The following is an 18,590-nucleotide window of genomic DNA, read 5'->3' as shown; positions in this document are numbered from 1 at the left end:
CCTCCTTTCCCCTCTTCTTTCCCCTCTTCCCCTTCCTCCCTTCTGTTCCCTCTCTTCCCTCCCGAGTCAGGGACGTTCGGCCCTGGTCACCGGCCCGTGCCCCCGCTTCACTGGCCTGGGGCCAGGCCGGAGACGAGGCCCGGGACCGGACACCGAGGACTGTCAGGGGCGAGATGAGTACAACGGCGCGTGACAACGGGGTGGGACACAAGGGAGTGGCAGTCGGGGAGATCGCGCTGGTCGGGCACGCCGATCTCACCCCGCGCGCGCTCGAGCTGGTGGAGTGCGAGCTGCGGGAGCGTCTGGAGGAACGCTTCGCGCGGGGAGCGGCCATGGTGCGGTGCGGTGCGGGAGCGCCGCTGGCGTTCGGCCGCGCGGTGTGTGCGTCGGGCCGCCGCCTGATCGTCGTCATCCCCGCGTTCAACGGGGTTCCCGCCATGCCACCCCGGCGCGACCGGATGGCCACCGGCGAGCTGCTGAACCTCGCCGACCAGGCGCGGCTGCTGGCGTACGACCCGAATCACCGCGATTCCTGTGTCGGCGCGGACGAGCGGATGGTCGCCTCCAGCGGCCTCCTCCTGGCGGTCTGGGACGGTTCCCCGTCCAACGGCCGCGACGCCACCGCCCATCTGGTGACGTACGCCCGCGCCCGGGGCATCCCCGTCGAGATCGTCTGGCCCGCGGGCGCCGAACGCGAGGCTGTGCCTGCCGTACCGGTCGTACCGGCCATCAGGGAGCGGGCCGTACCCGCCACCGGCCGCCACGGGACCCGGCGATGACGACCACTCCGTTCTACCCCTCCGCCGCCTGTGCCGTCTCCGCCCCCTCGACCTGTTCGGCCTTCTCCGGCACGATCGTGGCCACGATCCGCTCCACGAGCCCGTCCGGCACGCTCACCCCGGGCAGTACGCCGTCCAGGACGCCCGGCAGGGTCAGGTGCTCCAGGATCAGGCCGAGCATGGCCAGGTACAGCACCGCCACCGTCTCGTCGCCGCCAGGCAGTCCCGCGGCCCGCTGGAACTCCATGCCCTCCACCAGGTCGCCACGGACCGACGCGGTGTAGGAGGCGAGCAGTTCGGGGCGGCGGGTGGCCTCCAGCCGCATCTCCAGCAGGGCCAGGTAGCCCGTGCGGTCGCCGGTCGCACGCGCCATCAGGTCGTGCATGAACGCGGTGACGAGCGAGCGGTCCCGCGGCCGGGCCAGCAGCTCGGCGACGACCGCGGGGTCCGGGGCGAGCCGTACGTGCAGTCGCGCGTCGATCTGGCGCAGCAGGTCGTCCCGTCCGCCGAAGTAGTTGGAGGCGGTGCCCACCGGCACCCCGGCCTGCGCGTCCACCGCGCGGAACGTCAGCCCCCTGGCCCCCTCGCGGGCGAGCACCGCGATCCCGGCGTCGATCAGGGCCGTGCGGCGCTCGGGGTTGGCGGCCATACGGAATCCCCCTCCTCCCTTTCACCCTGCCCGTAATCCCCTTGCAACCACTACAGGCGAAGTACTACAACTGGAGTTGTTCGCGAACAAGGACAACCTACGGAAAGAGACCGCGTTGCGAAAGCTCACCTACTTCATCGCCTGCTCGATCGACGGCTTCATCGGAGACCTGGAGGGCGACGCGTCGGCCATGATGCGCTTCGTCGACGAGGAGTTCTTCGCGTTCCTCAAGACGGAGTACCCGGAGACCCTGCCCACCCACGGGCGCCGCTCCCTCGGCATCGACGATCTGCCGAACAAGCGGTTCGACACCGTCATCCAGGGCCGGAGCAGCTACGACATAGTCCTGAAGGAGGGCCTCACCAGCCCGTACGCCCACCTGCGCGAGTACGTCGCCTCCCGCACGCTGGGCGAGTCGCCCGACCCGAACGTCGAGATCATCGCCGAGGACCTGGTCGGCCGGGTCCGGGAACTGAAGGCCGAGGACAGCGCGTTCGGCATCTACCTGTGCGGCGGCTCCGCGCTCGCCGGTGAGCTGCTCGACGAGATCGACGAGTTGGTCGTCAAGACGTACCCGATCGTGCAGGGCGCCGGCATGCCGATGTTCGGCGCGGACTTCGCGGTGACGGAGTTCGCGCTCGAGTCGGTGCGTACGTTCAAAAACGGTGTGCTGGTTCGGACGTACAGCAGGAAGCGCTGACCCGCCGTCGGGCCTACCCTGGGGTGCATGGGCAGCGATGAACCGGTCTGTCCCGCCTGCGGACAGCCAGTGGAGATGGTCGTCCGGCGTCACAAGACGCTGGGCGCATGGGTCCCGACCTGGGTCCCCGGACCATGCGGCAACCGTGAGTGCGAGCGGTACCCGGGCCGAGAGGCCGACGCCGGCACTCCCACCGAGTCCCTCCGAACCGAGCCCGCCGAGAACGCGGCCCCCACGGAGGAAACAGGCCCGCGTTCCGCGCCCTGACGCGCACCCGCGGTTGCCCGGTGACCTGTGGGGATCTTCCTCGCGGGCCGTTGGCCTGGCCTTTTTGTGATCGCTGACGAGGGGGCGCGACGGTCTTGACCGGGCGTCTCGCGGACCATGTGCGGACTGCTGTCCCGTCCGGGGGCAGACGTGGCTGATGCCGGATCGCCGAGGGGCGGAGCGCACCTTCGTGGACCCTGGTCAACCGCTCTCAAGGGCATGCTGAGCGCAAGGACCGGCTCTGTCCCGGCTCGCCACCGGGCGCCGGAAGCCAGGTCCCGAGGCAGGGAAGTACCTGGTCATCCGCGGCCTTTCGGGCCAGCGGGCGGAGCAGTGTGAAGACACCGGGAGTTCTTCGCGTACCGGCTCCGCCGTGGGTGCCGTTTCCGGTGATCGACAAGGCCGGGCCGCCCCACGAGCCCGGGGCAGGTCTGCGCCATGACTGTGACCATCGACCGTACGACATCGAGCGGGCGCGCGCCGTCGCTGCCAGCTCGCCTGTGCCTGACGCCCGCGCCGGGCGGGCTGGACGGCATGTGGTGGCCTCGGTCCCGTGCCCTCACCCGTGAGCTGCCGGCCTTGACCGCCGCACTGGGCAACCTCTGGGGCCGCATCACAGGTGTCACGGTGAACCCGGACCACTGGCCCGTCATCCCGCGTTGGGTGTCCGTCGCCGGGCGCACCGTGCATGTGGACTGGTGCACCGAGGAGCAGGATCCGCACCGGATGACCCTTTTCTCCACTGGTGGCCGCCGGGACGTGCTGGTGATTCCGCCGGAAACCGGTGTGGATGCCGCCGCACGGCTGATGGCGGGTGACGGTGTCGAAGCTCCGGGCCGGGAGGAAGCAGCAGACAGGATCGATGCCCGAAGCGGGGAGGAAGCGTGGGAAACCGACGGCGGGGTAGGTCCGCCGTCGTCCCTGCCCCGGCCCATCGGCTCGACAGGGCGTTCGCCCGCCGGCCAACGGAGGTGAGAGGACCATGACTGTCATCGCCGTGGCCGCGCTGCTCGTCCTGATCGCTGTCGGAGTCGCTCTGCTCCACCGGCTCAACGCTCAGCACGACGAACGGATCGCCGCCTTCCACTACAGCGAGGCTCTGCCGGGGATCGGCCGCCGGACCCGGAGGCACCGCCGGCCGACGGTGGACGCGACCGCCCCGGCACGCCCCACCGCGACAGCGACCGCGGATGACATCGACTTCGGCCCGGCCGGGGGCCGTAGAGGACGGCACGTCATGGCCATACTGCGCGAGCGGAAGATGTACCGCGAGAAGATCATGCGGGCTCTGTACCAAGCCGCCGAGGGCAATCGCCTCCTGGGCGTCGACGGGGCGAAGCTCCGCAACGACCTCGGCATCCCTGAGCAGGAGCTGGCTGCCGCCTGTACGTATCTGGCGGGCGAAGGCTGGGTCGTCGTCGACTGGGGGAGGGGTAACACGCCCGCGATGATCACGCTGACGCACCAGGGGATCCGGCAGCTGGAGACAGAAGAGGAAGAGCGTGACTGAGCCGCGTCCACAGAGACCGTGCGGCCGCAGGGCGTGCGACCGGCATACGAAGGACGGGCGGACCCCATGACCGACTCCGGCACCCCCGACACTCCCAGGTTGCTGCCGGACGCCGTCCACCAGCCGGTGAGACCCGGGACGGCCCTGCTGAGACTGGAGACGACACACGCACGCGAGGGAATCCTGGACGGTGCCTGGTGGCCGCGGTCCCGGGACGTCGGCGCCGAGCTTCCCTCGCTGATCACCGCGTTGACCGAGCATCTCGGACCCGTCACCCGCGTCGGTCTGGACGCCAGCGCCTGGGACGAACCGCCGACACGGCTGGTGATCGACGGCCGAGTCGTGCACATCGACTCCTTCCCGGTCGGTGACGACACCGTCCTCATCACCCGAGGCGACCGGGATCATTTCTCCTTGCTGGTAGTCCCGCCGGACACGATGCCTGACGCGGCACGCGCCGCGATGGCCAGGGCCGTCCGGGCCGACAACGTCACCGGGGCCGAACAGATCCTCATCGACGTCGGCACTGGCAGCGACACGCCGTCTCCACCGAACTGACACCTCCGTCGCAGACCGGATCTCCGGAAGCCAGGACGCTGGACAGGGGTGAGCTTCTCGGTCTGCTCGGTGAACTCCTGGGCCGTGGCGCTGCTGACCGTGGGCTGGGTGTCGCGGATCGTGGCCAGGTAGTCGTCCGTGTTGGGCGGAGCCTGGGTGCCGGTGTCGAAGGTGCGCTCGAACTGGGCCTGGGAGACAGTACGTGCCATGTGGGCGATGTCGGCGGGGGCGAACCCCTCGTCGGCGGACGAGAGTGCCGCGCTGTCGGCCTGGGCGCCCGCTCGGGCCAGGTAGCTCCTCCACAGTGCGGTCCTGGCGCTGTGGTCGGGAGGGCCGAGGGGCAGCACGTGGTCGAAGCGACCGTGCCGCAGGCAGGCCGGGTCAAGGGTGGTCACGTTGTCAGTCGGCGCCGCGCCACTCGATGAGCAGGAGCGTCGCGTCGTCCGTCGTGATCCCGCCCCGTGCCCGTTTGAGCGTGTGGGAGAGGGTGCGGGCCACGGCCCGGATCCCATACGCCGTACGTTCGGTGCGGTCCACCCAGCCGATGAGCTGTTCCTCACCGAATTCCTCACCACCGACATGGTGTTCCTCGATCAACCCGTCGGTGAAGCACATGATCCGGTCGCCGGGGTCGAGGGCCAGTTCACTGATCCGGGGCTCGTGACCGCCGAAGCCGACAGGGAGCGTCGTCGGGCCGCGGAGCCGCCGGACAACACGGTGTCCGCGGATCAGCAAGGGGGCGGGATGTCCCGCGTTGACCCACTGGACACGGCCCGTCCTCGTGTCGAGCCGCATCATCTGAGCGGTCACGAAGTGGTCGGGGCCGAACTGCTCGGCGATGGCCCGGTCCATGAACGCATAGATCTCCGACAGGCCGACGCTGATCCGCCGGGCATGCCGGTAGGCACCGATGGCCACCGTGGCCATCGTGGCGGCATCCAGGCCGTGCCCCATTGCGTCGACCATGGCCACATGCAGCACGTCACCGTTGAGGGCGTAGTCGAAGCTGTCGCCGGCCACGCCGTAGGCGGGCTCCAGCATTCCGGCCAACATGACCCGAGGCGTGGACATAGCCAGCGGCGGCAGCAGTGACCACTGGATCTCCGCCGCCACACTCATCGGTTCTCTGCGCCGGACCTGGAAGAACAGATCGGTGTACCCGTGCTTGGTCACCAACATGTCGGCCACCAGAGCGGCGATCCTGCGCAGCAGCCGCCGGTCGTCGTCGTGGATGCCGTTCAGAGTGACGGCCAGGACACCCATCTGGTCGCCGCCGTCCAGCAGAGGCAGGTAGACCCGCACACCGTCGGCCTGTGGAACCTCGACACGACGCGCCTCCTGAAAGGCACGACCGGCACCGGAGCCGTCGATCGGCTGCGGATCCCCGGCCGTCAGCCCGTCGCCCGGCAGGGGCACAAGCCACACCTGACCGTAGTCCTGCAAGAAGATCGAGGTCTCGCGGCCACCGAGCCTGCCTACCTGCCGCGCGACGAGCGGACCGAGCAGATGTGCCGGCAACTCGTGCTCCTGGTCCAGCAGAGCCCCCAGAAGCTCCTCCCCGAACCCCTCCGGCCGGTCGGTGTCTCCTCCACTGCCCTGCCGCTCACCGCCCGTCATCGCCGTGGCCACGGTGGACGCTCCGATGGCTCCTCACGAAGAAACTGTGCACACGAACTCCCGACGCAGCCTGGCCGGCCGGAGCAGCGTGGCGCACCGATCCGGTACGGATGGTGGCGGAGGCGCCGGGTGCCGCCGGTCCGCCCGGGTCGGGAGGTATGGCGGCGCGCCGGGCCGGGTCCTCACCGCTGCCCTCGGCCACGGAGGTCGAGGTCGCCCTGCACGACGAGGCCGACGATCAGCCCCGCCGTACCCAGGACCAGGACCAGTAGGAACGCCCAGAAGCCGCCGAAGTAACCGGCGAAGCCCAGGGCCATGCCGGCCGCGAGGCCCATCGTCGCTGCGTTCATCATGCACTCACCCGTTTCGCGCACGTACGTCACCGTTCGCGCGATCGCCCGCGCCCATCCAGGGCGAGGCGGTGGATCACCTCACGCGGCCCTCGTCCGGTTCGGCCTCTTCCTCCTCGTCGGGAAGGTGGACGTCGTCGACGGCGATGTTCACCTCGACGACCTCCAGGCCCGTCATCCGCTCCACGGCGCTGATCACGTGGGTGCGTACGTCACCGGCGACGTCGACGATGGAGACGCCGTACTCGACGACGACGTCCAGGTCCACGGCGGCCTGCCGCTCGCCGACCTCGACCTTCACTCCTCGCGTGACGGTTCCGCCTCCGCCGGGGACGCGTTCCCGCATGGCGCCCAAGGCACGGGCCATGCCCGCCCCGAGGTTGTGGATGCCAGGTACCTCGCGGGCGGCCATGCCCGCGATCTTGGCCACCACGCCGTCCGCGATGGTGGTCTTCCCCCGTGTCTCGGCCGGAGCCCCGGCCCCGGTACGGCCCTTCAGCGTGCTCGCGTCCGCATCGGGCCGGCTGCCCCCGCCGACGCTGGTGATGTTGTCCGTCATGGCGGTCACCTCGATCGGTCGGTCGGACACCGAGGTGGCGCCCGTCGAAAGGGTGGACATGCGGGCCAGCACACCCCTCACACATGATGTGTTGTGCATCATATTTCAGTGCAGGAGTGCACGCTCGTTCTCGGCCACACGTCCGCCGTCATCACGCTGCGGATCTTCGCCCACCTGTGGCCGGGCGAAGAAGACCGCACCCGGACCGTCATGGACGCCGTTCTCGGCGGCCTGCGGACCGGGTGCGGACAGGTAGACCAGACGATCGAATAATCGCAGGTCAAGCGGCGTGATCGAAATGATCAAGCCTTCTTGGTCTCCCAGAAGATCTTGTCGATCTGGGCGATGTGGTCCAGCGCCTTCTGGCCGGTGGCCGGGTCGGTCGAGCCCTTGGCGGCCGACAGGGCCTTCAGGGTGTCGTTGACCAGCTGGTGCAGCTCCGGGTACTTCTCGAAGTGCGGGGGCTTGAAGTAGTCGCTCCACAGCACGGAGACGTGGTGCTTCGCCAGCTCGGCGCGCTGCTCCTTGATGACGGTGGCGCGGGCCTGGAAGTGCGGGTCGTCGTTGCCGGCCATCTTTTCCTGGATGGCCTTCACCGACTCGGCCTCGATGCGGGCCTGGGCAGGGTCGTACACGCCGCAGGGCAGGTCGCAGTGGGCGCTGACCTTGACCTTGGGGGCAAACAGGCGGGAAAGCATGGAGCAATCCTTCCTCGTGATCGTCTTCTCACAGGGGACATTACTCCGTGGAGGAGTGGATTTGGCGAGTGCCCCCAAGGGCCCAGGACAAAAGTCGGGGGACAGACTGAGACTGGTGGAGGAAGAACCGGGGAGGTGCCGGGTGATGCCGGAGCTGTCGCAGGATGCCGAGCGGGCGGGGGCGCCGCTGCCCTTCGGGGTGGCCGAGGTGACGGGGCCGTCCATGGTGCCCACGCTGTACCACGGGGACCGGCTCCTGGTGCATTACGGGGCCCGGATCAAGCCGGGCGACGTGTTGGTGCTGCGGCACCCGTTCCAGCAGGATCTGCTCGTCGTGAAGCGGGCCGCCGAGCGGCGCGAGGGCGGCTGGTGGGTGCTGGGGGACAACACGCACGCCGGCGGTGACAGCACCGACTACGGGGTGGTGCCCGACGACCTGGTGCTCGGCCGGGTCCGCCTGCGCTACCGGCCGCGCAAACCGGGTCAGCGGTCGCCGCTGGCGCTGGTGGGCTGGGTGCTGTCGGCGGCCCGGCCGGTGCTCTCCACCCGCTCGGCCTCCAGGCGTTTGCGGGCCCGGTAGGCGGCCACGTTGGCGCGGGTGGCGCAACGGTCGGAGCAGTAGCGCCGGGAGCGGTTGGTCGAGGTGTCGAGGTAGGCGTTGCGGCAGGGCGGGGCCTCGCACAGGCCGAGGCGGTCCACGCCGTACTCGGTGAGGTGGAAGGCGAGGCCCATCGCGGCGATGGCGGCGTAGCCGGCGGTCGCGTTGGACGGATGGTCGGCCAGGTGCATGTGCCACAGCGGACGGCCGTCGTCGTCACGGAAGTCGTGCCCGGAGATCTGCGGGCTCACCGGGAACTCCAGCAGCAGCGAGTTCAGCAGGTCGATGGAGAGTGTCTCGTCGCCGCCGTCCGCCGCCTCGAAGACCGCGCGCAGCCGGGCCCGGACCGAGCGGAACCGGGTCACGTCCGCATCGGTCGTGCGCCGCGCCGCTGACTGGTTGGCGCCGAACAGGGCGCGCACGGCCTCCACCGAGGTCAGGGTGTCCTTGCCCCGGGCCGGTTCCTCGGTGTTGACGAGACGCACGGCGTAGTCCGAGTAATAGGCCAGTTCCACTTGTAGTCCTTACGTGGTGGCTTTATGGTCGTGTCGGATCGAGTAACAGATGATCGTGCTTACAGGGTATTACGTGACGTGAGTGAAGGAGAGGCTTCATGACAGACGCGGACACCGGTACCACCCCCGCCGACTGGCCTGCCTGGCAGGAGAGCTGGGACCGGCAGCAGGAGTGGTACATGCCCGACCGCGAGGAGCGGCTGCGGGTCATGCTCGACATGGTGGAGGCCGTCGTCGGCACCTCCCCGCGCGTGCTGGACCTCGCATGCGGCACGGGGACCATCACGGCCCGCCTGCTCGCCCGGTTCCCGGACGCCACCAGCACCGGCGTCGACCTGGACCCGGCGCTGCTCGCCATCGCCGAGGGCACCTTCGCGGGCGACGCGCGGGCCGCCTTCGTGACGGCCGACCTCAAGGACCCGGAGTGGCCGGCACGACTTCCCCACGACACTTACGACGCCGTGCTGACCGCGACCGCCCTCCACTGGCTGCACAGCGAACCCCTCGCGGACCTCTACGGACGGGTCGCCGGCCTCGTCCGCGACGGCGGTGTCTTCATGAACGCGGACCACATGATCGACGAGACGACCCCCGGGATCAACGCGGCCGAGCGCGCCCTGCGCCACGCGCGTATGGATCAGGCCAAACGGAATGGTGCCCTCGACTGGGCCGATTGGTGGCAGCTCGCCGCCGAGGACCCCGTCCTCGCCGAGCCCACCGCCCGCCGCTTCGAGCTCTACGGCGAGCACGCCGACGGCGACATGCCGTCCCCGGCGTGGCACGCGCGCGTGCTGCGCGAGAAGGGGTTCGCCGAGGCCCGCCCGGTGTGGTGCTCCCCCTCGGACACCTTGCTGCTGGCGCTCAGGTGAGTCACGCGGGTCCACGGCGAAGGGTCGGTACGGAGATCCGTACCGACCCTTCGCCGTGGACCGCTGCCACGTGCGTACCCGTGCGCGGTGTCAGAGCACCTTGGAGAGGAACGACTTCGTCCGCTCGTGCTGCGGGTCGGTCAGGACGTCGCGCGGGTGGCCGGACTCGACCACCACGCCGCCGTCCATGAAGACCAGGCTGTCGCCCACCTCGCGGGCGAAGCCCATCTCGTGGGTGACGACGATCATGGTCATGCCCGACTCGGCCAGGTCGCGCATGACGTCGAGGACGTCACCGACCAGCTCCGGGTCGAGCGCCGAGGTCGGCTCGTCGAACAGCATCAGCTTGGGGTCCATGGCGAGCGCCCGCGCGATCGCCACGCGCTGCTGCTGGCCACCGGAGAGCTGGGAGGGGTAGCTCCCGGCCTTGTCGGCCAGGCCGACCCGCTCCAGGAGCTGCTGCGCACGCTCTCTGGCCTGCCCCCTGCCCACGCCCTTCACCTGTACCGGCGCCTCGATGACGTTCTCCAGCGCCGTCATGTGCGGGAACAGGTTGAAGCGCTGGAAGACCATGCCGATGTCCCGGCGCTTCAGCGCGACCTCGCTGTCCTTGAGCTCGTACAGCTTGTCGCCCTTCTGGCGGTAGCCGACCAGCTCCCCGTCGACGTACAGACGCCCGGCGTTGATCTTCTCGAGGTGGTTGATACACCTCAGGAAGGTGGACTTGCCGGAGCCGGAGGGGCCGATGAGGCAGAACACCTCACCGGACCTCACCTCCAGGTCGATGCCCTTGAGGACGTCCAGCAGGCCGAAGGACTTGTGCACGCCCTCCGCCTTGACCATGGGAACGGAGGAATCCCTCACGGGTGCGTCCGTCACGCTCGGCCTGCCGGCCTTGCTCAGCTTGTCGGTCATGCCGCGCCTCCCTTCGGGCGGCCGAGAGCCAGCATGTTGGCCTTCACCTTCTGCCACGGTGTCGCCGGCAGCTGACGGGTGGAGCCGCGGGCGTAGTAACGCTCCAGGTAGTACTGGCCGACGCTGAAGACCGAGGTCAGCAGCAGGTACCAGGCCGCGGCCAGGAACAGCATCTCGGCCGGGGCGCCGGAGGTCTGACCGATGTCCTGGGCCACGCGGAACAACTCGGAGTACTGGACGATGGACACCAGCGAGGTCGTCTTCAGCATGTTGATGACCTCGTTGCCCGTCGGCGGCACGATGACGCGCATCGCCTGCGGGATGACGATGCGGCGCAGCGTCTTCGTGTGGCTCATGCCCAGCGCGTGCGACGCCTCCGTCTGGCCCTCGTCGACCGAGAGCAGACCGGCCCGGCAGATCTCCGCCATGTAGGCGGCCTCGTTGAGGCCGAGGCCGAGCAGTGCCGTCAGGAACGGGGTCATGAAGTCCGACCACTCGTCCCGGTAGAACGGCCCGAGGTTGATGTACTCGAAGACCAGGCCCAGGTTGAACCAGACCACCAGCTGCACCAGGACGGGGGTGCCACGGAAGAACCAGATGTAGAACCACGCGATCGCCGAGGTCACCGGGTTCTTCGACAGCCGCATGACGGCCAGCACGATGCCGCCGACGATGCCCATGGTCATGGCCAGGACGGTCATCAGGAGCGTCTTGCCCACACCGCCGAGGACGCGGTCGTCGAAGAAGTAGTCCGGGATCGTGCCCCAGTTGATCTTGCCCTGGGAGAACGCGTAGACGATGGTGCCCAGCAGGGCGAGCGCGACGACGGCGGAGACGTACCGCCCGTAGTGCCGGACCGGGATGGCCTTGATGGCCTCCGGGCAGGCCGGTGGGTGCCGCGGCCCCGTCGTCTTGTCGATGTCAACAGTCACGGGTGTTGCCTTTCAGCGCCGCGAGCCCGCGGTCACTTGCCGCCGTTGATGGTGGCTTCGTCGATGGAGCCCTCCGCGACGCCCCACTTGTCCATGATCTTCTTGTACTCGCCGTTCTCGATCAGTGCGTCCAGCGCGGCCTTGAGCGCGTCCCGCAGCTCGGGGTTGTTCTTGGCGACCGCGATGCCGTACGGGGCGGCCTCGACCTGTTCGCCGACCAGCTCGAAGTCCTTGCCTCCGCCGGAGGTCTTCACGGCGTACGCGGCGACCGGGAAGTCGGAGGAACCGGCGTTGGCGCCGCCCGCGCGCAGGCGGGTCTGGGCCTGCTGGTCGTTGTCGAAGGCCTCGATGGCGATCTTCTTTCCGGCCGGGCACTTCTCGTTCTCGGCCTTGGCGAGATCCTCCGAGACGGTGCCCCGCTGCAGCACGAGCTTCTTGCCGCACAGGTCGGACCAGGTCTTGATGCCCTGGTCGTCACCCTTCCTGGTGTAGATCGACACGCCGGCCGTGAAGTAGTCCACGAAGTCGACACCCTCACCGACCTTCTTGCCGGTCTCGGCGTCGATGCCTTCCTGGCGGTCCTTGGTGTCGGTCATCGCGGACATGGCGATGTCGTACCGCTTGGAGCGCAGACCCGTGATCAGGGTGTCGAAGGTGCCGTTCTCGAACTCGAACGTCACGCCGAGCTGCTTGCCCATGGCGGCCGCGAGGTCCGGGTCGATACCGACCGTCTTGCCGGAATCGTCCTTGAACTCGACCGGGGCGTAGGCGATGTCCGAACCGACCTTGATGACGCCCTTGTCGCGGAGCGCCTGGGGCAGCTTGTCGGCCAGCGGGGCGGCGCTGCCGGCCTTGGTGTCGCCGCCGTCCGCGCCGTTGTCCTTGGTCTGGTCACCGCAGCCGGTGATGAGCAGGGTGCCCGCGACCGCGATCGCGCCGACCGCTGCTAGCCGGGAGCGCGCGGCGGGGGTACGACGGGTGGTGCGTGCGGCCATGGTGGTTCCTCCGGCGGATGAGTGGAATGCCGATGGGTTCGGCCACTGCCGATGGGGACCGGCAGCGCCGTGGGGCGACGAGGGCACACGTCTTTGAGTGTCGCGACCTCGTGTGATTACCGCATCTTGCCATTCGGACTGCGCCATCCAGTGGGCTCGCCATGTCAAAATCGGATAACGGGCGACGCTCGAACCGCACTGATTCGTTCCACCATGGCCGAACAGTCTGCGGGGACACTCCGTTCTGGCTGGAAGATCTTCGGTTCAGGGCGTGGTATCGGCCGCCCGGCCATGATTTTTGCCGGTCTCGAGCGTTTGTCAAGCGTTTGCCCAGGTCTAGTCGGTGGATTGTCCTGAAATTGGTCGATGAGTTCCGGCGCCCGCATGTGACCTTTGCGTTATGGACTCGTCGCCGAAGGCGTCCGTCCGGTAAGAAGGTGCCTTACACCCCTCATCCGGGGATCCAGGGCGCGTGTGCGGCGCGCCCGTCGCGTCTGTGCCCGACGCATCAACCCACCGGGCCCTGCGCGGTCCCGCCCGCTCCTCACCCGGAGCGGCAACCCTCAAACCAAGAACGATTAAGGGGTACAACCAAGTGGCAGCGGAGATTGTCAATCCTCGCAGCGACAGCGAAAGCCAGAACGGTCATACGGAACAGGACGGCGGGGCCGAGCCCCTCGAGTCCTTCGACCCGGCATTCGCGCTGCACCGCGGCGGCAAGATGGCTGTGCAGGCCACCGTGCCGCTCCGTGACAGGGACGATCTGTCCCTGGCGTACACGCCCGGCGTCGCGAAAGTGTGCAGCGCGATCGCCGAGCAGCCGGAACTCGTCCACGACTACACCTGGAAGTCCTCGGTCGTCGCCGTCGTCACCGATGGAACGGCCGTGCTGGGACTCGGTGACATCGGCCCCGAGGCCTCCCTCCCCGTGATGGAGGGCAAGGCGATCCTCTTCAAGCAGTTCGGCGGCGTGGACGCGGTTCCGCTCGCGCTGAACACCACCGACGTGGACGAGATCGTCGAGACCGTGGTCCGGCTCGCTCCGTCCTTCGGCGGAGTGAACCTGGAGGACATCTCGGCGCCCCGGTGCTTCGAGATCGAGCGGCGGCTGCAGGAGCGACTGGACATCCCGGTCTTCCACGACGACCAGCACGGCACGGCGGTCGTGTCGCTGGCGGCGCTGCGGAACGCGGCGCGGCTGAGCGGGCGGGCGCTGGGTGATCTGCGGGCCGTGATCTCGGGCGCCGGCGCGGCCGGTGTCGCGATCGCCAAGATGCTGGTCGAGGCCGGGATCGGCGATGTCGCGGTGACCGACCGCAAGGGCGTCGTCTCGCGCGAGCGTGACGACCTCACGCCGATCAAGCGGGAAGTGGCGGCGTTCACGAACAAGGCCGGTATCTCCGGTTCGCTGGAGACCGCGCTGGCCGGGGCCGACGTCTTCATCGGCGTCTCCGGCGGTACGGTGCCGGAGTCGGCGGTGGCGTCGATGGCGAAGGGCGCCTTCGTCTTCGCCATGGCCAACCCCGACCCCGAGGTGCACCCGGAGATCGCGCACAAGTACGCGGCGGTCGTGGCCACCGGGCGGTCGGACTTCCCGAACCAGATCAACAACGTGCTGGCGTTCCCGGGGATCTTCGCGGGGGCGCTGCAGGTGCGTGCCTCGCGGATCACCGAGGGGATGAAGCTGGCGGCGGCCGAGGCGCTGGCGTCGGTGGTGGGGGACGACCTCTCCGCCGACTACGTCATTCCGTCTCCGTTCGACGAGCGGGTCGCTCCGGCGGTGACCGCGGCGGTGGCCGCGGCCGCCCGCGCGGAGGGCGTCGCCCGCCGCTGAGGCGCGCGGAGCCGCGTCGGCCTCGTCCTCGGGTGGACGGGGCCGATTGCTTTTCCCGGCGGCCGGGCGCAGCGCGGGCGGGCGCCGGGGTGGGGAGGGGCGCCGGGGTGCGGTGCGGCGTGGTGGCAAGAAGGTGTGTCTCACAGCGCCGCGTTGTTCCGTCGGGGGGACGGGCGGCCTATCGTCAAGGTCATGTTCGCTGTCTACGCCGCCCGAATCGACCGTGACCAGCCGCTTTCCGGTCTGGAGCTGGGAGAGCGTCCGGCTCCCGAGGCCCGTCCCGGCTGGAGCACCGTGACCGTGAAGGCCGCCTCCCTCAACCATCACGACCTGTGGTCCCTGCGGGGCGTGGGCCTCGCGGAGGACAAGTTGCCCATGATCCTCGGCTGCGACGCCGCCGGGATCGACGAGGACGGCAATGAGGTCGTCCTGCACTCCGTGATCGGACAGACCGGCCATGGGGTGGGTCCGAACGAGCCCCGGTCGATTCTGACGGAGCGCTATCCCGGCACGTTCGCCGAGCAGGTCGCCGTGCCCACCTGGAACGTCCTGCCCAAGCCGAGGGAGCTGTCCTTCGAGGAGGCGGCCTGCCTGCCCACGGCCTGGCTGACCGCGTACCGGATGCTGTTCACCAACGCCGGGGTGCGGCCCGGTGACTCCGTCCTGGTGCAAGGGCCGGCGGAGGCGTCGCCACCGCCGCGATCGTACTGGGCAGGGCCGCGGGGCTGCGGGTGTTCGCCACCAGCCGGGACGAGGCGAAGCGGAAGCGGGCCGTGGAACTGGGGGCGGTGGAGGCGCTGGAGCCCGGGGCCCGGCTGCCGCAGCGGGTCGACGCGGTCATCGAGACGGTGGGGGCCGCGACCTGGTCCCACTCGGTGAAGTCGCTGCGGCCCGGCGGGACGCTGGTGATCTCCGGCGCCACCAGTGGCGACCGGCCGTCGCACGCCGAGCTCACTCGGATCTTCTTCCTGGAACTCAAGATCGTCGGGTCGACGATGGGCACCAGGGACGAACTGGAAGACCTGCTCGCCTTCTGCGCCGCCGCCGGGGTGCGGCCCGTCATCGACGAGGTGCTGCCCATGGACCGGGCGCGGGAAGGTTTCGCGCGGATGGAGGCGGGTGGGCAGTTCGGGAAGATCGTGCTCACGGGTCCGTAGGTTCGCGGCTCACAGGGTGCGGTTCGTCCTCACGGCCGGTCCGGGGTGCGGACCGGCCGTCGGAACCGATCACGCGGTCACCCACGAGTCCCTGACGAGGGCCCTGTACGGGGGCGGGTCAGGGCTTCGGGGCGCGCAGAAGGGCTCCGATGTGGGCCGCCGCCGTGGACAGATGGCGACGGGCGTCGCGGAGCTGGTCCGGAGTGATCCCGTGGTCGCGGGTCGCGTCGCGGATGTCGTCCCGGAACCGGTCCAGTAGCCGGTCCAGGTCCCGCGCGGGGTCGCCGGTGGAGTCCGTGGCGCCCTCGTGCGCCCAGGCCGGGGTGTAGTCGGCCGGGAAGTCCTCCGGGGTCTGGGAGTACGACGGTCCGGGGGCCGGGGCGCCGCTCTCCGTACCGGTGCGGCCGAAGCCGAAGTCCTTGCCGAACTCGCCCACCTCCTTGACCAGTTCACCCAGTCCCTCGCGCAGGCCGGTCGGCCAGTCGCCGCGTGAGAAGTGGTCCTGCATCTGCTCCTGCACCCGCCGGGCGATGCGCTGCACCTCCTCCTGGGCCTGGGCGGTGGCCCGGTCCTGGGCCTCCTTGGCCTGGTGGCGGGCGCGCTGCGCCTCGTCGCGGGCGCGGCGGCTCTCGTCCTTGGCGCGCCGGGCCTGCTCCTTCCACTCCTGCTTGGCGCGCCGCATCTCCTCCTTGGCGGCCCGCCAGGCCTCCTTCTCGCCGAGGCCCGTGAAGTTGCCGGGGCCGGTTTCGGTCTCCGTCCCCGCGTCCCGGCCCTGGCGGGCCTGGCCGGCGGCGGCCCGCATCTCGCGGCGCAGGTCGCCGGCCGCACCGCGGACATCGGCCTGGATCTCGGCGGCGAGTTCGGCGACCGATTCCCGGATCTCCAGCTCCAGGTCGGCCAGCTCGCCACTGCGGTCGGCCAGTTCGGCGCGGCCGGCGTCCGTGATGGAGTACACCTTGCGGCCCCCCTCGGTGGCGTGGGTGACCAGGCCCTCCGCCTCCAGCTTGGCCAGGCGCGGGTAGACCGTGCCCGCCGACGGTGCGTACAGCCCCTGGAAGCGCTCCTCGAGGAGGCGGATCACCTCGTAGCCGTGGCGCGGGGCTTCGTCCAGCAGCTTCAGCAGGTAGAGGCGGAGACGTCCGTGAGCGAAGACGGGGGCCATGTCAGAGCACCTTCTTGTCAGTCGTGCCGTCGGCAGTGCCGTCGCCGGGGTTCGGTCCGCTCGTGGCGTCGGCCGGTGCGTCCCACGGCTCGCTCTCCTCGCGGGGCGGGCGGCGCAGCAGGGCGATGGAACCGGAGACGGTGGTGGCCCGCAGCTTGCCGTTGCCCGCGCCCAGCCGGCCGGTGATCTTGTGAGCGCCCCACTGGCCGTGTACCCGCAGGCCGTCGAAGGCGTTGGAGACGGCGCCGCTCGCCGTGTTGGCCTCGACCTCCGCGTCCGCCGGATCGGGCAGCCGGATCGCGATCTCGCCGGAGACGCTGGTCAGCCGGATGTCGGTGGGACCGTCGGGAGCCAGGTCCACGATCATGGAGCCGCTGACCGAGTCCGCCCGCACCGTGGACCCGGACCCGTCGACCACGGTGAGGTCGCCGGAGACCGAGTTGAACCGCAGGTCGCCGGTGACGGACTGAGCCTCGACGTTCCCGGAGACCGTGTCCGCGCGGACCGGGCCGGAGAGGGCGACCAGCGTCGTGTCGCCCGTGACTCCCTTCACCACCGACGGCCCTTTGACCCCGGAGATCACGGCCCCGGCACCGACCACGCCCACCTCGACCCGCGTCTGCGCCGGAACGGCCAGCGAGACCACCGCGCTGCGGTGCCAGCCCTTGCGGTCCAGCCACTTGAGGAAGCCCTTCCAGGGCAGGTCCTCATAGGCCACCGTGAGGGTGCCGCCCCGCTGGGTGACCACCAGGGGCGACCCCTCGATCTCGGAGACCTCCAGGCGGGCGGAACCCTCGTCCGTGCCCACCACGTTCACCGTCCCGTTGACGATGCGTACGTGGAGCTCGCTCACTGGCTCGTCGAACGTGAGCTTCGCGGGCTCCGAGACGGACCTTTCGGACATGATGGAACCTCCTGGGCCGGGCTGCCTGACTGCCGGACGGTGAGGCGACGGGATGGCCGAACGGGGGTGGTGCCGGCGACGCGCACCCGGCACACACAAGAACCCCGACACGCCATATCGCGTCTCACGTAATTCACGATATATCGCGGCCGGGGAAAGTCAAGACACGCGTTCTGGCGATCGGTCGTCATGCCGAAGGGGTGAATTGCCCTGACGTGTGACCATGTCGACGGAACGATCCCAGGCCGGTGGCCGGGTTCGTCGTCCCCGCAGCCCAGCTGCTGCGCGAACGCATGCTGCTCGCCGGGGCCGGCGACGACTGGAGCGTGCTCGTCCCCGAGGGCGGGCCCCGGCGGTCCGGTACGGACCCCGTGGAACGCGTCGTCGGCGGCTGGGCCGTCGCGCTCACCGTCGGCGTCTCCTGGCCGGTACTGGCGCTGTGGTGGGACGAGGACCGGGCCGGGGTCACGCTCGCCGCCGGTCTCCGCCGTCCGGTCGGCTATGTGTGGCTGGCCGACGGCACACCGGCAGGGGTGGAGGAGGCGATGCGCACCTTCGCGGACCGGCTCGGCCTCGACCCGGTCCCGGGCCTCCAGGCCCTGGAGGAACTGACCAGGCCCGATTCCGCTGCCGACGCCTCCGCGCGGCTGAGCGGCCTACTCGCCGTCCTCATTCGGACGGGCGTGTCCCTGCCCCCGGGACTCGTCCCCGGCGAGAGCGCCGATCGGCTGCTCGAAGCGGCCCGGCTCCAGCCGGGCACCCGCCTGATCGAGGCGTACGGGACGGAGCGGGAGCAGGGCCGGGAGACGGCGGACCGGGCGGGCATGCCCACCGGGCCCGCCGTCCTGGCGCTCGCCCAGATGGCCGCGGGCCTGCCGCCGGCGGTCTGGGCGTGCGGCACCGCAGCGGAGGCCGGATCGCGGCGGGGGCGGTCCTGCTGGCCCACGGTGCCCTGCGCCTGGCCGCCCACGCCCTCACCCGCCCGCGTGACTGAAAGCCCTCCTACGCGGTTGAAGCCCCAC

At 70.0% G+C, this 18,590-nt stretch carries 20 protein-coding genes and 3 pseudogenes; 12 read left to right on the top strand and 11 right to left on the bottom strand.

Annotated features, from left to right (window positions below; all coding sequences use genetic code 11):
• The first annotated feature begins 173 nt into the window (after positions 1–173).
• Complete coding sequence (locus tag WJ438_RS14145; RefSeq protein WP_406725556.1) at positions 174–779, top strand: hypothetical protein; 606 nt, start codon at positions 174–176, stop codon at positions 777–779.
• 13 nt (positions 780–792) lie between these two features.
• Here WJ438_RS14145 and WJ438_RS14140 read toward each other — a convergent pair whose 3' ends face one another.
• A complete protein-coding gene (locus tag WJ438_RS14140; protein WP_406725555.1) occupies positions 793–1,428 on the bottom strand; it encodes a TetR/AcrR family transcriptional regulator in 636 nt (211 codons plus the stop codon).
• A gap of 115 nt (positions 1,429–1,543) precedes the next feature.
• On the opposite strand from WJ438_RS14140, the gene WJ438_RS14135 reads away from it, so the two are divergent.
• The 5 genes from WJ438_RS14135 (at position 1,544) to WJ438_RS14115 (ending at position 4,463) form a co-directional block, all read left to right on the top strand.
• Positions 1,544–2,128: a dihydrofolate reductase family protein gene (locus WJ438_RS14135; protein ID WP_406725554.1), complete on the top strand. Its 585-nt coding sequence runs from the start codon at positions 1,544–1,546 to the stop codon at positions 2,126–2,128.
• A 27-nt stretch (positions 2,129–2,155) separates the two neighbouring features.
• The gene (locus WJ438_RS14130) at positions 2,156–2,395 is read left to right on the top strand and encodes a hypothetical protein (RefSeq protein ID WP_406725553.1); all 240 of its coding nucleotides are present in this window, start codon (positions 2,156–2,158) and stop codon (positions 2,393–2,395) included.
• Positions 2,396–2,833: 438 nt separating this feature from the next.
• A complete protein-coding gene (locus WJ438_RS14125) occupies positions 2,834–3,370 on the top strand; it encodes a DUF5994 family protein (RefSeq protein ID WP_406725552.1) in 537 nt (178 codons plus the stop codon).
• Positions 3,371–3,632: 262 nt separating this feature from the next.
• Positions 3,633–3,905 (top strand): hypothetical protein, encoded by a 273-nt coding sequence (locus WJ438_RS14120; protein WP_406729685.1) that lies wholly within the window; start codon positions 3,633–3,635, stop codon positions 3,903–3,905.
• Positions 3,906–3,971: 66 nt separating this feature from the next.
• Complete coding sequence (locus WJ438_RS14115) at positions 3,972–4,463, top strand: DUF5994 family protein (RefSeq protein WP_406725551.1); 492 nt, start codon at positions 3,972–3,974, stop codon at positions 4,461–4,463.
• A 399-nt stretch (positions 4,464–4,862) separates the two neighbouring features.
• Here WJ438_RS14115 and WJ438_RS14110 read toward each other — a convergent pair whose 3' ends face one another.
• The 3 genes from WJ438_RS14110 to WJ438_RS14100 form a co-directional block, all read right to left on the bottom strand.
• Positions 4,863–6,080: a PP2C family protein-serine/threonine phosphatase gene (locus WJ438_RS14110; RefSeq protein ID WP_406729684.1), complete on the bottom strand. Its 1,218-nt coding sequence runs from the start codon at positions 6,078–6,080 to the stop codon at positions 4,863–4,865.
• Positions 6,081–6,262: 182 nt separating this feature from the next.
• On the bottom strand, positions 6,263–6,433 hold the full coding sequence (locus tag WJ438_RS14105; RefSeq protein ID WP_406729972.1) for a hypothetical protein: 171 nt from the start codon (positions 6,431–6,433) through the stop codon (positions 6,263–6,265).
• Positions 6,434–6,506: 73 nt separating this feature from the next.
• On the bottom strand, positions 6,507–6,989 hold the full coding sequence (locus WJ438_RS14100) for an Asp23/Gls24 family envelope stress response protein (RefSeq protein ID WP_406729683.1): 483 nt from the start codon (positions 6,987–6,989) through the stop codon (positions 6,507–6,509).
• A 105-nt stretch (positions 6,990–7,094) separates the two neighbouring features.
• Between WJ438_RS14100 and WJ438_RS14095 the strand changes: the two are divergent.
• Positions 7,095–7,282: pseudogene (locus WJ438_RS14095) on the top strand (site-specific integrase); the annotation flags it as partial.
• Positions 7,283–7,291: 9 nt separating this feature from the next.
• Here WJ438_RS14095 and sodN read toward each other — a convergent pair.
• Positions 7,292–7,687, bottom strand: coding sequence for a superoxide dismutase, Ni (sodN, locus tag WJ438_RS14090; RefSeq protein ID WP_363038154.1), 396 nt, complete (start codon positions 7,685–7,687; stop codon positions 7,292–7,294).
• A 145-nt stretch (positions 7,688–7,832) separates the two neighbouring features.
• On the opposite strand from sodN, the gene sodX reads away from it, so the two are divergent.
• Entirely contained in the window at positions 7,833–8,267 is a 435-nt protein-coding gene (gene sodX, locus WJ438_RS14085) for a nickel-type superoxide dismutase maturation protease (RefSeq protein ID WP_406725550.1), read from the top strand.
• Here sodX and WJ438_RS14080 read toward each other — a convergent pair.
• Positions 8,171–8,800 (bottom strand): CGNR zinc finger domain-containing protein, encoded by a 630-nt coding sequence (locus tag WJ438_RS14080; protein ID WP_406725549.1) that lies wholly within the window; start codon positions 8,798–8,800, stop codon positions 8,171–8,173. The two genes, sodX and WJ438_RS14080, sit on opposite strands and share 97 nt — an antisense overlap.
• Positions 8,801–8,898: 98 nt before the next feature.
• Between WJ438_RS14080 and WJ438_RS14075 the strand changes: the two genes are divergently transcribed.
• Positions 8,899–9,669, top strand: coding sequence for a class I SAM-dependent methyltransferase (locus WJ438_RS14075; protein WP_406725548.1), 771 nt, complete (start codon positions 8,899–8,901; stop codon positions 9,667–9,669).
• A 90-nt stretch (positions 9,670–9,759) separates the two neighbouring features.
• Here the strand turns inward: WJ438_RS14075 and WJ438_RS14070 are convergent, their stop codons facing one another.
• The 3 genes from WJ438_RS14070 to WJ438_RS14060 all read right to left on the bottom strand — a co-directional run bounded on the left by WJ438_RS14070 (position 9,760) and on the right by WJ438_RS14060 (position 12,511).
• The gene (locus WJ438_RS14070) at positions 9,760–10,512 is read right to left on the bottom strand and encodes an amino acid ABC transporter ATP-binding protein (RefSeq protein ID WP_406729682.1); all 753 of its coding nucleotides are present in this window, start codon (positions 10,510–10,512) and stop codon (positions 9,760–9,762) included.
• A gap of 68 nt (positions 10,513–10,580) precedes the next feature.
• Positions 10,581–11,516, bottom strand: a complete 936-nt coding sequence (locus WJ438_RS14065) for an amino acid ABC transporter permease (RefSeq protein WP_406725547.1) — start codon at positions 11,514–11,516, stop codon at positions 10,581–10,583.
• A gap of 32 nt (positions 11,517–11,548) precedes the next feature.
• Positions 11,549–12,511, bottom strand: coding sequence for an ABC transporter substrate-binding protein (locus WJ438_RS14060; protein ID WP_406725546.1), 963 nt, complete (start codon positions 12,509–12,511; stop codon positions 11,549–11,551).
• A gap of 595 nt (positions 12,512–13,106) precedes the next feature.
• Between WJ438_RS14060 and WJ438_RS14055 the strand changes: the two genes are divergently transcribed.
• Both WJ438_RS14055 and WJ438_RS14050 read left to right on the top strand, forming a co-directional pair.
• On the top strand, positions 13,107–14,345 hold the full coding sequence (locus WJ438_RS14055; RefSeq protein ID WP_406725545.1) for an NADP-dependent malic enzyme: 1,239 nt from the start codon (positions 13,107–13,109) through the stop codon (positions 14,343–14,345).
• A 192-nt stretch (positions 14,346–14,537) separates the two neighbouring features.
• A pseudogene (locus WJ438_RS14050) lies at positions 14,538–15,502 on the top strand (zinc-binding dehydrogenase).
• Positions 15,503–15,620: 118 nt separating this feature from the next.
• Here WJ438_RS14050 and WJ438_RS14045 read toward each other — a convergent pair.
• Both WJ438_RS14045 and WJ438_RS14040 read right to left on the bottom strand, forming a co-directional pair.
• Complete coding sequence (locus tag WJ438_RS14045; RefSeq protein ID WP_406725544.1) at positions 15,621–16,664, bottom strand: helix-turn-helix transcriptional regulator; 1,044 nt, start codon at positions 16,662–16,664, stop codon at positions 15,621–15,623.
• Position 16,665: 1 nt separating this feature from the next.
• Positions 16,666–17,568: a DUF4097 family beta strand repeat-containing protein gene (locus tag WJ438_RS14040; RefSeq protein ID WP_406725543.1), complete on the bottom strand. Its 903-nt coding sequence runs from the start codon at positions 17,566–17,568 to the stop codon at positions 16,666–16,668.
• A 248-nt stretch (positions 17,569–17,816) separates the two neighbouring features.
• Between WJ438_RS14040 and WJ438_RS14035 the strand changes: the two are divergent.
• Positions 17,817–18,562, top strand: a pseudogene (locus WJ438_RS14035) (hypothetical protein).
• Positions 18,563–18,590 lie beyond the last annotated feature (28 nt).

Origin of the sequence: Streptomyces sp. GD-15H, from assembly GCF_045291515.1 — a bacterium.
In the GTDB taxonomy this organism is placed as follows: Bacteria; Actinomycetota; Actinomycetes; order Streptomycetales; family Streptomycetaceae; genus Streptomyces.
The sequence above is the reverse complement of the archived record's forward strand: the minus strand, read 5'-3'. Positions and strand labels throughout refer to the sequence as shown.

Coding starts and splice junctions, on each gene's coding strand:
- WJ438_RS14145 (WP_406725556.1), top strand. CDS start 174: ATGAGTACAACGGCGCGTGACAACGGGGTGGGACACAAGGGAGTGGCA.
- WJ438_RS14140 (WP_406725555.1), bottom strand. CDS start 1,428: ATGGCCGCCAACCCCGAGCGCCGCACGGCCCTGATCGACGCCGGGATC.
- WJ438_RS14130 (WP_406725553.1), top strand. CDS start 2,156: ATGGGCAGCGATGAACCGGTCTGTCCCGCCTGCGGACAGCCAGTGGAG.
- WJ438_RS14125 (WP_406725552.1), top strand. CDS start 2,834: ATGACTGTGACCATCGACCGTACGACATCGAGCGGGCGCGCGCCGTCG.
- WJ438_RS14120 (WP_406729685.1), top strand. CDS start 3,633: ATGGCCATACTGCGCGAGCGGAAGATGTACCGCGAGAAGATCATGCGG.
- WJ438_RS14115 (WP_406725551.1), top strand. CDS start 3,972: ATGACCGACTCCGGCACCCCCGACACTCCCAGGTTGCTGCCGGACGCC.
- WJ438_RS14110 (WP_406729684.1), bottom strand. CDS start 6,080: ATGACGGGCGGTGAGCGGCAGGGCAGTGGAGGAGACACCGACCGGCCG.
- WJ438_RS14105 (WP_406729972.1), bottom strand. CDS start 6,433: ATGATGAACGCAGCGACGATGGGCCTCGCGGCCGGCATGGCCCTGGGC.
- WJ438_RS14100 (WP_406729683.1), bottom strand. CDS start 6,989: ATGACGGACAACATCACCAGCGTCGGCGGGGGCAGCCGGCCCGATGCG.
- sodN (WP_363038154.1), bottom strand. CDS start 7,687: ATGCTTTCCCGCCTGTTTGCCCCCAAGGTCAAGGTCAGCGCCCACTGC.
- sodX (WP_406725550.1), top strand. CDS start 7,833: ATGCCGGAGCTGTCGCAGGATGCCGAGCGGGCGGGGGCGCCGCTGCCC.
- WJ438_RS14075 (WP_406725548.1), top strand. CDS start 8,899: ATGACAGACGCGGACACCGGTACCACCCCCGCCGACTGGCCTGCCTGG.
- WJ438_RS14070 (WP_406729682.1), bottom strand. CDS start 10,512: ATGGTCAAGGCGGAGGGCGTGCACAAGTCCTTCGGCCTGCTGGACGTC.
- WJ438_RS14060 (WP_406725546.1), bottom strand. CDS start 12,511: ATGGCCGCACGCACCACCCGTCGTACCCCCGCCGCGCGCTCCCGGCTA.
- WJ438_RS14045 (WP_406725544.1), bottom strand. CDS start 16,664: ATGGCCCCCGTCTTCGCTCACGGACGTCTCCGCCTCTACCTGCTGAAG.
- WJ438_RS14040 (WP_406725543.1), bottom strand. CDS start 17,568: ATGTCCGAAAGGTCCGTCTCGGAGCCCGCGAAGCTCACGTTCGACGAG.